The 12,761-nt window shown below is 54.1% G+C and carries 15 protein-coding genes; 3 read left to right on the top strand and 12 right to left on the bottom strand.

What is annotated here, in order from left to right:
- Positions 1–20: 20 nt before the first annotated feature.
- The 8 genes from WG929_RS13930 to pyrG form a co-directional block, all read right to left on the bottom strand.
- Positions 21–656: a protein-L-isoaspartate(D-aspartate) O-methyltransferase gene (locus WG929_RS13930; RefSeq protein WP_369856920.1), complete on the bottom strand. Its 636-nt coding sequence runs from the start codon at positions 654–656 to the stop codon at positions 21–23.
- A gap of 43 nt (positions 657–699) precedes the next feature.
- Positions 700–1,440, bottom strand: a complete 741-nt coding sequence (surE, locus tag WG929_RS13925; RefSeq protein ID WP_416206530.1) for a 5'/3'-nucleotidase SurE — start codon at positions 1,438–1,440, stop codon at positions 700–702.
- Complete coding sequence (gene truD, locus WG929_RS13920; RefSeq protein WP_416206529.1) at positions 1,437–2,540, bottom strand: tRNA pseudouridine(13) synthase TruD; 1,104 nt, start codon at positions 2,538–2,540, stop codon at positions 1,437–1,439. Before truD ends, surE begins: the two co-directional genes overlap by 4 nt.
- An 88-nt stretch (positions 2,541–2,628) precedes the next feature.
- Entirely contained in the window at positions 2,629–3,105 is a 477-nt protein-coding gene (ispF, locus tag WG929_RS13915; RefSeq protein WP_369856917.1) for a 2-C-methyl-D-erythritol 2,4-cyclodiphosphate synthase, read from the bottom strand.
- A complete protein-coding gene (gene ispD, locus WG929_RS13910; RefSeq protein ID WP_416206528.1) occupies positions 3,102–3,827 on the bottom strand; it encodes a 2-C-methyl-D-erythritol 4-phosphate cytidylyltransferase in 726 nt (241 codons plus the stop codon). The genes ispF and ispD overlap by 4 nt, the downstream gene beginning before the upstream one ends.
- Positions 3,824–4,117 carry an FtsB family cell division protein gene (locus WG929_RS13905; protein ID WP_416206527.1) on the bottom strand — a complete coding sequence of 98 codons (294 nt, stop codon included), beginning with the start codon at positions 4,115–4,117 and terminating at the stop codon, positions 3,824–3,826. Before WG929_RS13905 ends, ispD begins: the two co-directional genes overlap by 4 nt.
- A gap of 68 nt (positions 4,118–4,185) precedes the next feature.
- On the bottom strand, positions 4,186–5,478 hold the full coding sequence (gene eno, locus WG929_RS13900) for a phosphopyruvate hydratase (protein WP_416206526.1): 1,293 nt from the start codon (positions 5,476–5,478) through the stop codon (positions 4,186–4,188).
- Between the two features lie 75 nt (positions 5,479–5,553).
- Positions 5,554–7,182: a CTP synthase gene (gene pyrG / locus WG929_RS13895; protein WP_416206525.1), complete on the bottom strand. Its 1,629-nt coding sequence runs from the start codon at positions 7,180–7,182 to the stop codon at positions 5,554–5,556.
- Positions 7,183–7,501: 319 nt separating this feature from the next.
- Between pyrG and WG929_RS13890 the strand changes: the two genes are divergently transcribed.
- Positions 7,502–8,452, top strand: coding sequence for a DMT family transporter (locus tag WG929_RS13890; RefSeq protein WP_416206524.1), 951 nt, complete (start codon positions 7,502–7,504; stop codon positions 8,450–8,452).
- 168 nt (positions 8,453–8,620) lie between these two features.
- Here WG929_RS13890 and WG929_RS13885 read toward each other — a convergent pair whose 3' ends face one another.
- A complete protein-coding gene (locus WG929_RS13885) occupies positions 8,621–9,529 on the bottom strand; it encodes a LysR family transcriptional regulator ArgP (RefSeq protein ID WP_416206523.1) in 909 nt (302 codons plus the stop codon).
- Positions 9,530–9,688: 159 nt separating this feature from the next.
- Between WG929_RS13885 and WG929_RS13880 the strand changes: the two genes are divergently transcribed.
- The gene (locus WG929_RS13880; protein ID WP_416206522.1) at positions 9,689–10,315 is read left to right on the top strand and encodes a LysE/ArgO family amino acid transporter; all 627 of its coding nucleotides are present in this window, start codon (positions 9,689–9,691) and stop codon (positions 10,313–10,315) included.
- A gap of 73 nt (positions 10,316–10,388) precedes the next feature.
- On the top strand, positions 10,389–10,595 hold the full coding sequence (locus WG929_RS13875; RefSeq protein WP_416206521.1) for a transposase: 207 nt from the start codon (positions 10,389–10,391) through the stop codon (positions 10,593–10,595).
- 88 nt (positions 10,596–10,683) lie between these two features.
- Here WG929_RS13875 and WG929_RS13870 read toward each other — a convergent pair whose 3' ends face one another.
- From WG929_RS13870 to WG929_RS13860, 3 genes are all read right to left on the bottom strand, one after another.
- On the bottom strand, positions 10,684–10,998 hold the full coding sequence (locus WG929_RS13870; protein WP_416206520.1) for a type II toxin-antitoxin system RelE/ParE family toxin: 315 nt from the start codon (positions 10,996–10,998) through the stop codon (positions 10,684–10,686).
- On the bottom strand, positions 10,986–11,243 hold the full coding sequence (locus WG929_RS13865; RefSeq protein ID WP_416206519.1) for a type II toxin-antitoxin system Phd/YefM family antitoxin: 258 nt from the start codon (positions 11,241–11,243) through the stop codon (positions 10,986–10,988). The genes WG929_RS13870 and WG929_RS13865 overlap by 13 nt, the downstream gene beginning before the upstream one ends.
- 339 nt (positions 11,244–11,582) lie before the next feature.
- A complete protein-coding gene (locus tag WG929_RS13860) occupies positions 11,583–12,536 on the bottom strand; it encodes a hypothetical protein (protein WP_416206518.1) in 954 nt (317 codons plus the stop codon).
- Between the last annotated feature and the right edge of the window lie 225 nt (positions 12,537–12,761).

Below are 12,761 nucleotides of genomic sequence, written 5' to 3'. Positions count from 1 at the left end.
TTGTTAACAGAAAAAGAAAATTAACGCTGAACCCCGGACAGAAAAGGGACAAACAACGCATCTTCCAGGATACGGGTGACAAACTCGTCACCATCGCGGGAAATCAGGGTCAATTTTTGCTGTTCGCCGCCCAGCGGAATCACCATGCGGCCCCCGTCAACCAGTTGCTCCAGCAAGGCATAAGGCACCTGTTCAGGAGCGGCAGCCACCAGGATACCGTCAAACGGCCCCTTGTCTGGCAAGCCCCAACTACCGTCGGAGAGTGAGCAATGGACGTTACGGTATTTCAGATCGTAAAGACGGTTTCTGGCGCGGGAAAACAGCGGTTCGATACGCTCGACACTAAACAGCTGCTCCACCAGCGGTGACAATACCGCCGACTGATAACCGCAACCGGTGCCAACTTCCAGTACCCGTCCCAACCGACGCTGGTTGCCCAGCAACTCTTCGGTCATACGGGCAACGGTATAGGGCTGGCTGATAGTCTGGCCATAACCAATCGGCAAGGCCGTGTCTTCATAGGCACGGTGAGCCAGGGCTTCGTCGATAAACACATGCCTGGGTGTCGATGCCATCACGCTGAGTACCTGTTCATTGCTGATACCCGCTTCCCGCAAGCGCTGTACCAGCCGATTACGGGTACGCTGGGATGTCATGCCAATTCCGCTCAGTTGCTGCGTATCCAACCGCACTCCTCCATTAGCCAAGCACTGTTTGCATATGTTCCAGCGCGGTGTGCTGGGTCATGTCCATCTGGATCGGGGTAATCGAAACATACCCCGCTTCCACGGCAAAAAAATCGGTTTCCGGCCCGGCATCAGCCACCTCGCCTGCGGCAGAAATCCAGTAACACTCTTTGCCACGCGGGTTGGTGGCCAGTACCGGATTGTCAGAACGATGGCGATGACCAAGACGGGTAATCCGCTGACCCCGTAATTCGCTGTATGGCCGATCTGGCACATTGATGTTAATCACCGAATGCGGTGGCAATTGCAGCTGCTCCAGCCGGGGCAGCAGTTCTACCAGCACACGAGCGGCGGTATCAAAATGCTGTTTGCCGACCAATGATACCGCCACTGGAGTTTTACGGAGAAAACGACCTTCCATCGCCGCCGCGACCGTGCCGGAATACAAGACGTCATCGCCGAGATTGGCACCAGCATTAATACCAGACACCACCCGTTCACACTGATCGCGGAACAGTGCGTTGGTACCCAGGTGTACGCAGTCGGTCGGGGTGCCGTTGACACAATAAAAACCGTTTTCGAGCAATACCGGATGCAGCGGGCGATCCAGGGTCAGCGAATTGCTGGCACCGCTGCGGTCGCGGTCGGGAGCAATCACCGATAACAAATAGCCCGCCTGCTGCAAGGCATTGGCCAGCGTGCGCAAACCGAGCGCATGGGCACCATCGTCATTGGAAAGCATCAACCGGCTCATGTGTTTTCTCCTGCCGCAGTGGTGTCTGCCGCGACCGCCAGCATACGATCCGGCTCACTCACCGCCAGCACTTCTTGTAATAGTGACGTCGCATAATAACCGGCTCCCAGGGAAAAACAGACTCGCAATTGGGGAGTCTGGTCGTCGGCTTGTTGCCATTGCCAACTCATCCGTTCCGGCTTCACCACCAGCGCCCGCCGTTCCTGGCTCAAGCCACTGTGTTCCAGCGCGTCGAGCACTTCGGTGTAGGGTGCCAGCACAGCGTCTTCGAAAGCTAATGCCTGCGCCGTGGCCAATGAACGGCCGCGCCCCCACAGGGGGGCCGTGGTCGTACCGCTGGCAGTCAGCGGCTCTCCTTCCAGCGGGACAACCCAGTCACCGGCCACCACACGTGCCGCCACCACCTGATTAAACAGCCAGGATCGCACAGCCGAGAGATACAGGCTTTTTTTGCTGGCATTCCGCACCCGGATTTCGCGGCGCAGCATGGCAATACCTTGGGGAACATTAGCGCCGCCATGGCCAAAACGCTGGGGGCCAAAGTAGTTGGGGTAGCCGTGATCACGAATCGCCGTCAGATTGGCCTCTATCGCCTCAATCGGGCCTTCCACCGCTCGGATTAATAATTCAAAGTGGTTGCCGAGCAAATCACCACGCCGCAGTTTTTTGTTATGGCGCTGCTGCTGTAACACGCGAAACTCGTCGTGTCGCAGAGCCAAAAAATCCGGGGTTTCGCCTTTGGGGAAATAAATACTGAACCACTGCCGTGTTACCGCATAACGATCCTTGAGACCGGCAAAGCCGACATCCAGCTCCCGGACTCCAGCATAACGCGCCAGTTCGGCGGCCACCCAGGCGGTATTGGCACCGCGCTTTTCGACCCATAACCAGATGTGTTCGCCTTCCCCCTGAGGCAACGCCAGCGGCAGTTCATCCACGACAAAATCGTCCGGGACAAACTTGAGTACACCGCGCGCGCCGGTATCCGGGAGTGCGGCAGGCCAACCAATAGGCCAGTCAACCGATGTAGTGGCTCCCTCGGTCGCTAATGGCAAAACAGGAGTAGCAGTCGTGGTATGGATATGGGTGGAATCAGTCAATGAATGGTGTACTCAACGTTCAGGGCTGGCGACGGTGGTCGGCCTGGCCAATGGGTTTACAATCAGATCAGTCAATTCGTTGCAATACTCAGGGCGTTGCCATAATCAGCGCAACGGCATGTACCGCAATGCCTTCCTTGCGGCCGACATACCCCAGTTTTTCAGTGGTGGTTGCCTTGACGTTGACATCGTCCAGACGCACATTCAGGTCAGCAGCAATCGTCTGACGCATCAGCGCAATGTGGGGGGCCATTTTCGGGGCCTGGGCAACAATCGTGATATCCACATTGCCGATTCCATAACCCCGATCCGCCAGCAGGCAAACCACGTGACGCAACAGCATACGACTGTCGGCCCCGGCCCATTGCGCGTCGGTATCGGGAAAATGCTGGCCAATATCACCCAGCGCGGCAGCGCCCAACAGGGCATCGGCCAACGCATGCAAGGCAACATCCCCATCAGAGTGGGCCTTGAGTCCCTGATCATGAGGGATCTCGACTCCACCCAGAGTAATAAAGTCGCCATCTTCAAAAGCGTGGACGTCAAAACCGTGGCCAATTCTCACAACCCACCTCGTTTATTGGTTGGCCCAGACCGGGCCTGCTGTAAATAAAATGCCACCAGCGCCAGATCCGCCGGGCGGGTAACCTTGATATTGTCTGCCCGCCCCTCCACCAGCCTGGGGGCATGGCCGAGGTGCTCGATGGCTGAGGCTTCATCCGTCACCGCTACGCCCTGCTCAAGGCAGAACTCCAGCGCACGAATCAACAACCCCAGCGGAAACACCTGCGGCGTCAAGGCATGCCAGAGTTGTTCGCGTTCAACGGTGGCGCTGATTTCAGTTTGTCCTGCGGCATTGAGACGGCCACGCTTCATAGTGTCTCGTGTCAGGCTGGCCAGAATAGCACCGGGGAATGTCAGCTGCGCCAGCAAGGCATCGAGGTCGCTGTGTTGCAGACACGGACGCGCCACATCATGCACCATCACCCAGTCATCCATTGAAGCAATCGCCTGTAGGGTACGTAGTCCATTTAATACCGAGTCAGAACGTTCCGCACCACCAGCGGCACGCAGAATCCGTGCATCATGGGCAAATTCACTGGCGGGCCAATAGGGGTCGTGTGCGGACAGCACCAATACCAGACGCGTCACGCCCGGATAGCTCAGCAGGGTATCGAGGGTATAGTCCATCAGCAGGCGCTGATTCAGACGCAGATATTGTTTCGGGCGATCGGCTTGCATACGACGGCCAACACCCGCCGCGACAACTAATGGCCAGACCGTCACTGTTGTGGCTCGACAAACAGGATCAGGGTTTCACCATCCTGTACAAGGCCCAGGTCTTCACGGGCCTTTTCTTCCAGAATCGCGCTGCCATCGCGCAGGTCTGCCACTTCCAGCTTCAACTGGTCGTTGCGACCCTGCAATACGTCGATATCTTCAGCAATACGCTCAATCAGCTGTTCAAGCGTCCGGCTGGCCAGCACGCCACTGTCATCCCACCAGATGCGATACTGGAGAACCAGTACTAACAGTGTACCGATGAGTAACATAGCGCGCTGGGTAATAGTGCTCATGGCATGTCCGGAAGTCAGGCGCACAAAGCCGGGCAGAGGCCCGGCTTTGTTAGCTGATCAGCTGTCGATTACTGACCCTTGATCTCTTTCAGGCCATTATAAGGGGCCTTGGCACCCAGCTGCTCTTCAATCCGCAGCAGGCGGTTGTACTTGGAAACCCGGTCAGAACGACACAGCGAACCGGTCTTGATCTGGCCCGCACAGGTACCCACCGCCAGATCCGCAATGGTGGTATCTTCGGTTTCACCGGAGCGGTGCGAAATCACCGCTGTGTAACCGGCATCTTTCGCCATCTTGATCGCTTCCAGGGTTTCGGTCAGCGAACCGATCTGGTTGAACTTGATCAGGATCGAGTTGGCAATGTGCTTTTCGATGCCTTCTTTGAGGATCTTGGTGTTGGTCACAAACAGGTCGTCACCGACCAGCTGCACCTTGGCACCCAGCTTTTCAGTCTGGTATTTCCAGCCTGCCCAGTCCGATTCGTCCTGACCATCTTCGACAGACACGATCGGGTACTGCTCACACAGGTCGTACAGATAGTCCGAGAACTCTTCTGCACTAAAGACTTTGCCTTCGCCTTTCAGGTCGTACTTGCCGTCTTTATAAAACTCAGACGATGCACAGTCGAGCGCCAGGGTAATGTCTTTACCCAGCTCATAACCGGCTCCGGCAACGGCTTCTTGAATAGCCGCCAAAGCATCGGCATTGGAGGCCAGGTCGGGTGCAAAACCACCTTCATCACCAACAGACGTGCTCAGGCCCTTGCTGCTCAGTACTTTTTTCAGGCTGTGGAAAATTTCAGCACCGGCACGCAGGGCTTCAGCAAACGTCGGAGCACCCACGGGCTGCACCATAAATTCCTGAATATCGACATTGTTGTCGGCGTGTTCACCGCCGTTGATGATGTTCATCATCGGCACTGGCATGGAGTACAGGCCAGCCGTGCCGTTCAGGTCGGCAATGTGTTCGTACAGTTCAACACCCTTGGCAACAGCCGCAGCCTTGGCGGCTGCCAGAGACACGGCAAGAATGGCGTTGGCACCCAGCTTGGCTTTGTTGTCGGTGCCGTCCAGCTCCAGCATTTTTTCGTCCAGAGCGCGCTGTCCGGTGGCGTCCATCCCCAGCAGAGCAGGCTTGATGATGTCGTTGACGTTGGCAACCGCTGTCAATACGCCCTTGCCCAGGTAACGGCTCTTGTCGCCATCACGCAGTTCGAGCGCTTCACGGGTTCCTGTCGATGCACCGGAAGGAGCGCATGCGGTACCAAAAAAGCCGCCTTCAAGAGTAACGTCCGCTTCGATGGTCGGGTTACCGCGGGAGTCCAGCACTTCGCGTGCCTTGATGTCTACGATCTTAGCCATAAGGTTTCTCCATGAGTAATTGGCAAATTGAATGCTCTGACCCGACTCCGTTGAGTCGGGCAGGATTGCCGGTCGTTATATTTTTTCTTGGTGTATCAGTGCCGCGTTGATAAAGGCGGAAAACAGGCCATGGCCATCACGAGGGGTCGACGTAAACTCCGGATGGAACTGACAGCCGACAAACCAGGGATGATCAGCCACTTCAACCACTTCCACCAGCTCGCCATCAACAGAACGGCCGGAAATCCGCAAGCCAGCGGCTTCCAGCTCTGTCACCAGCGACGAGTTCACTTCGTAACGATGACGATGACGCTCAAGTACGACATCCTGACCGTAGGCCTGCGAGGTGGTGGAATCGGGCAACAGCACACATTCCTGGCCACCCAGACGCATGGTGCCGCCCAGATCCGATGCTTCGCTACGGACTTCTGTCGTGCCTTCGGCGGTTGTCCATTCAGTAATCAGGCCAACCACGGGATGCGTGGTCTCGGTGCTGAACTCAGACGAATGGGCATCCGCCCAGCCAACCACGTTACGAGCGAATTCAATAACGGCTACTTGCATGCCCAGACAGATACCCAGATACGGTACCTTGTTTTCGCGGGCGTACTGTACCGTGCGGATCTTGCCTTCCACACCCCGGTTACCAAAGCCACCAGGCACCAGAATGGCATCCACACCGGCCAGAATATCAACGCCCTTGCGTTCAACATCTTCGGCGTCGATGTAGCGGATATGTACCTTGGCACGGTGCTGGATACCGGCATGATCAATCGCTTCGATCAGCGACTTGTAGGCATCCAGCAAATCCATGTACTTGCCGACCATGGCAATGGTGACTTCCTTTTCCGGATTCAGCTTGGCATCCGCCACGGCATCCCACTCAGACAGGTCGGCATCCTTGCAGGACAGGTCAAATTTCTCAACGATCAGATCATCAAGCCCGGCGTCGTGGAGATGACGCGGAATCTTGTAGATGGTGTCGGCATCTTCCAGCGGAATCACCGCACGTTCTTCAACGTTGGTAAAAAGCGCGATCTTGCGTAACGCCGAGGCTTCAATCTTGTGATCGGAACGACAGATCAGCACATCGGGCTGCAAGCCAATGGTGCGCATCTCTTTTACCGAGTGCTGGGTCGGCTTGGTTTTGGTCTCACCCGCGGTGGCGATATAAGGCACCAGCGTCAGGTGAATAGACAACGCCCGGCGCGAGCCAAGCTCGACTTTCATCTGCCGCACCGCTTCAAGGAACGGCTGGGATTCAATATCGCCGACGGTGCCGCCAATTTCGACCAGCGCGATGTCCGCGCCTTCAGCGCCTTCAAGTACCCGGCGCTTGATTTCATCGGTAATGTGCGGAATCACCTGCACAGTACCGCCGAGGTAGTCACCACGCCGCTCCTTGGCCAGTACATCGGTGTAGATGCGGCCAGTGGTGAAGTTATTCCGACGTGACATGGTGGTGCGAATAAAACGTTCGTAATGGCCAAGATCCAGATCGGTCTCAGCGCCGTCCTCGGTAACAAACACCTCGCCATGCTGGAAGGGGCTCATGGTGCCGGGATCGACGTTGATATAAGGGTCAAGCTTGAGCATGGTGACCTTGAGGCCACGGGCTTCCAGAATGGCAGCCAGAGATGCAGAAGCGATGCCTTTCCCCAACGAAGAAACAACACCACCTGTGACAAAGATAAATCGTGTCATAGAAGGTCCGCGAAAAGAGGTGATAAATCAAAACGGAAGGTGCAGAACCTTCACTCGAGATGGGAGGGCAGGTTAGCAGATTCGCCAATTCGGGTAAATTTGTTTAGGCCTGTTCCGGGCAGTAAAGTCATGGTAATTTCGTCAATAGCTCGACTGTTTGCAGCAAAACCCGATGATTTACCCTGTTTCGCCCATATTCTCGCCATCTTGGACTGATGGCGGCGACCGGTCGGATTGCCTCAGCCAGATCCTCATACCCACCAGCCAAACATCCAGCCTTCACGCCGTGATCCCAACCCCGCCTGAATGAGTATGCAATATGACTGCCCGCTATTCATCTGCAGCCACCCAGAACGATCAGCGTTTCGGCCTGATCATTGCCCTGTGTGCCGCCACGCTGTTTTCCACCAAGCCCATTCTGATCAAGTGGCTGTACAGCCTTGGCGTTGAGGTGCTGCCACTCATTTGGCTACGTATGGCGATGGCTCTGCCCTTCTATCTGATCATGGGGTATCTGGCCTGGGCCAGACTGGCCAGCAAACCGGCCACCAGGCATCTGCTGAAAGCCGCCAGCATCGGCTTGCTGGGATACTACCTGTCATCCGTACTCGACCTGTATGGGCTGCAATACGTCAGCGCCCAGCTGGAACGGCTGGTGCTGTACGCCTACCCATCCATGGTTGTCATACTGGGCATGCTGTTTTTTGGTCAGACCTTCAAAGCAGCCATCATTCTGCCCCTACTTATCACCTACGGCGGCCTGACCCTGATGTACGGTCATGACATGGACATGCTGGCAGCCGTTCCCGGAGTGAATAACGACCAGCTGATGATGGGGGCCGGACTGGTATTCAGCGCGGCGTTGACCTTTGCCTGCTATCTGCTCTTCAGCAAAAACTCGATTCGCCAGCTTGGCAGCATTCTGTTCACCTGCATCGCCATGACCTCGGCAACGCTGGCGATTCTGGTGCATCAACGCGTGGATTCCTGGTTAACCGGCGTGGACTACCCGCTGGTGCCAGAGTATTCAGCCACCATCTGGCTGGGAATTGCCGCACTGGCAATCATTGCCACGGTGCTGCCTTCCTTCCTGATCAGTGCCGCCATTGCCCGAATCGGCCCTGAACGCACCAGCATGAGCGGCACAATCGGCCCGGTAGCCACCACAGCGCTGGCGGTGATTTTTCTGGGTGAAAGTTTGTCGCTGCTCAGCATCGCCGGTATGGCACTGGTGGTCTTCGGCGTGTGGCGGCTCAGTCAGATCAAGTAACGAGCCAGGCAAACCGGGGAAGTAGGCAAGATGTAATAGCCGAAGGCGTATTACATCACACTGATTGGGTATATTACGCGTTCCGCTCATACACCCTAGCTGATATTTTTTTACTGGCTTGGCAGGTATCGCCGATTAAAAAATATGGTAAGAGACATGGGCACTGGCTTAAGCGGATGCAGTCGCCAGAATAAGACGATCTCGTGCCATCGTCACCACCGCTGCCCTCAATCCGCGCATCACCGGGCTTTCGGTTTGCCAGTAGTGCCAGTACAACGGCACATCCAAGTGATAACCCGGTACCACATCCACCAGCGTGCCCTCTTCGAGGTATTTGGCGACTTGCAGTTGCGGCATCATGCCGTAGCCGAGGCCTTCCAGCGCCATACGAACAAACCCTTCGGAGGTGGGCGAAATATGATAACGCTGCGGTTCCGGTTGTTGCGGGCACAGCGCCTGCAAAAAACGATGCTGCAGACGGTCGTCCTGGTTAAAAATCAGGCAAGGCAATTGTGCCAGTGGCGGTTGCGGCATTAACAGCGGCTGACCAGCACCATACCGTGCGACAAAACCGGGGCTGGCAAAGGCCCGGTATCTGAGGATGCCGAGCGGCTGCACCAGGCCGCCATTAACCGGAGTGTCGGCGGCGCAGATACAGGCCATGACTTCGCCATTTTTCATCCGTCGCAGGCCAACGTCCTGATCTTCCACCAGCAGCTCAAAGTCCATGCTGTCACTGCCTGGTGCCGCTGCCAGCGCGGGAACCAGCCAGGTATCCAGGGAGTCGGCATTCACCGCCAAGCGTATCCGCACGGATTGCCCGGTTGCCTCTTCGTTCAACAGCAAACCTTGTTGCAACTGTTGCACCTGCTGCAAATGGTTGGCGAGGCGCTGCCCCAGTTCGGTAGGTTTCGGCGGTGTGGTGCGCAGTAATACCGGCTGGCCAAGTTTGAATTCCAGCTGACGAATACGCTGGCTAATCGCCGATTGGCTGACACTCAGTCGTTGTGCGGCGCGTTCAAACCCACGGGTTTCAATCACAGCGACCAGGGCTTCCAGAGCGCGGTAGTCAATCATAAGACCTTCTAATATCTCATTAGATTTATGACTTGGACTTATATCAGGTCTCTCCCTACTCTGCCACGCATCCGCCTGCCAGCTACTGCCTGGGGGCGGAGCGGTATTGCGGCTGCCACTATGATCGCTGCGTTTTCTGAGTACTGGAGCACCCTGCTTTTGTCTGATCTGTTCTTGAATCTACAACCGCTCATCACTGGCTTTGCCATTACCATGGGGTTGATCGTCGCCATCGGGGCACAAAATGCCTGGGTGTTACAAAAAAGCCTGCATGGAGAGAACCCCTGGACCATCGCGGGCGTCTGTGTGGCGCTGGACATCCTGCTCGTTTCCACCGGAGTATTTGGTCTGGATTATATCCAGACCCTGATGCCGGGTTTGGTGCCGGTGCTAACCTGGCTCGGTATTGCCCTGCTGCTGTGGCTGGCGCTGCAAGCTTTTGGACGGGCACTGCAAGGTAATGATGGCCTGGTGGTTGCTGCGGCATCGGAGCCGGTCAAGCGCTGGCGCAGTGCCGGCCAGGTGATGATGTTGTCGTTGATCAATCCCCATGTGTATCTGGATACCGTGGTATTAATTGGCAGTGTCGGTGCCCAGCAAAGTCATCCGGGCCTGTTTGTCGTGGGCGCAGCCTGCGGATCGGCGTTGTGGTTTGGCACGCTGGTGATTGCTGCCCGTCAGCTCAGACCTTATCTCAGCTCACCCCGTCACTGGCAGATGCTGGATGTGATTATGGGTGTTCTTTTATTGCTGGTCGCGCTGACGTTGTTACTGAATCACCCCTAGGGACGCTCTGAAAACACACTCGAATCAGCGACAATCGCCTGATCAGTCAGCAGCATGACTGAACACGACTCAGATGACCTTCGCCGAACTCGAAGAGCAGAACAAAAAACGCCAAACCCGTCGTAAAATCTTTCTGGAAAAGATGGATCCGCTGATTCCCTGGGCCCAGCTCGAGAAAAAACGGGGCCAATATCACCCCGTCAAAGCCACTGGTCGACCTGATGACCCGCTGCCCACCATGCTCCGCATCCATTACAACACGCAGCCCCTGAATGTCTAACGCAGCTCTTCAGCGGCCAGGACATGCTGGCTGACTTTGCCGCAGCAATAAGGCAGACGGCATGCCTTGAACCGCCTGCAAGGCTTTGTTAGCTGCTGCCATACTCATCACTCAGTAAGTACTTCCTCAATTGCATTTCATCTCTCATAAGATGAAGGATAAGCACATTATTTCCATCACAACGATAGAAAACTCGGCATGGGTTACATACAACTTCTCGGTAAATAGAGTCAGGAAGTTCTGGCGGCTCTCTCCCTGAGTTCGGAAACTGCTCCAAGCGGTCTACTTTTTTGAAGACTCTAGCTACAAGTTCTCTTGCTGCATCCGGCTTATCTAAAGCAATATATTCAGCAACGTTATCCAACTGATCAAGAGCTGCTTCCGTCCAGACTATTTTAGCCATTTACCCATTCGTTCCTTAGCTTGGGCATGAGTCAACGTCTTTTTATCAAGTACCGCCCTTTCTCCTGTTGAAAGAGCTTCTAGTAGAGCCAACCGACGTTGCATAAACTCATAGTCTTGAACATCCACAAGATAGGCTGATGGTTCGCCATGTTCAGTAATTAAAACGGCCTCTTTCGACGTATGTAGATCTGCAAGGATTTTAGTAGCTTGCCTCTTTAGGGTGGTCACCAATTCAACCTTCATCTTTCTGCCCTCAAAAATCAAAGTGCCACTATAGTATCACTGAAATTTTTGGCTTGCCATTTTAACTAGCCTGCCCTGTGTGGACACTGCCGGTATTGACGCCTACGTGGATCTGTGAGAAGGAGCTGACACAGAACTTTGACCACCCTCGTTTTGAATTGAACCTTGCCTTTCTTGTACTGCTGTATTTCTCTAATGCCGCCCAAGATCTCAGCACCGACATCTCGCTGACTCATGATCGATTACCTCTGCGATTTGTTTCAAAATATGACCAGAAATGGTAAATCGCTCCGATTTGCTACCTGAATTCAGAGTTCCGTTTAAGTGCCTTGTTACATTTTAGTCGCAAGTACAAGACATATCTTTACCATCAGCACTATATGCACAAGTTTCAGACTGACCACCACAAGAAACATCCGAACCATCAGCACTATATGCACAAGTTTCAGACTGACCACCACAAGAAACATCCGAACCATCAGCACTATATGCACATTTTGCAGACTGGCCACCACAAGAAACACTCGAACCATCAGCGCTATATGCACATTTTGCAGACTGGCCACCACAAAAAACACTCGAACCATCAGCGCTATATGCACATTTTACAGACTGACCACCACAAGAAACACTCGAGCCATCAGCGCTATATGCACATTTTGCAGACTGACCACCACAAGAAACACTCGAGCCATCAGCGCTATATGCACATTTTGCAGACTGACCACCACAAGAAACACTCGAGCCATCAGCGCTATATGCACATTTTGCAGACTGGCCACCACAAGAAACACTCGAACCATCAGCGCTATATGCACATTTTACAGACTGACCACCACAAAAAACACTCGAGCCATCAGCGCTATAATTACAAGTTCCAACTGCAAGGCGTTGCATTTTCGTCGTCAGTATTTTTATTTTCTCACGCGGTTGCTTCTGTTCTCCTTGAATCATTACCAAACACGCATTATCGACCCTCTTAAATCCTTCATTACACTTCCAATCACTACCATATACATCCAATCCTGCATTTTTCGGTATTTTGACTTTTTGGCATTGACGACCCGATCTATAAAAACCCTCATTGCACGCCCAGCCATCTCCATATGAATTTTTTGATGCATGTTCAGGCACATCTTGCGACCAGCATTGTTCTGACAAGAAAATCGCCAACATTAATAATAGTAACCTCACCTTCACTCCTAAAATATAACGAAGCTGTAGAAAAAGTATTTTCGAAAGGTATTTATTCACCATATCCGAAACAGCCGTCATAAAGTCCAACAGATCCAAACTCTGTCCCAGAAATTTCCGAACTCAGGATTCGCTCTGTCTTTAATCGATAAATCTGCTTCGTTGCATCCATTCCTCTCTATACTCCTTCTTCAATAGGGGACATATAGACGCTTCCCCAATATCAAGGATGACTTGGCCCTGACACCTGCCATATGCCCTTGATTTATTTCCTGTTAACCATCACTTGTTCGTTGCGATGACAGTGGCAGTTCTGACATATAT

The sequence above is a fragment of the Oceanobacter antarcticus genome (assembly GCF_044962685.1).
Lineage (GTDB): Bacteria > Pseudomonadota > Gammaproteobacteria > Pseudomonadales > Oceanobacteraceae > Oceanobacter > Oceanobacter antarcticus.
Note: the sequence above shows the minus strand (reverse complement) of the source record. Positions and strands in the feature narration are given on the sequence as shown.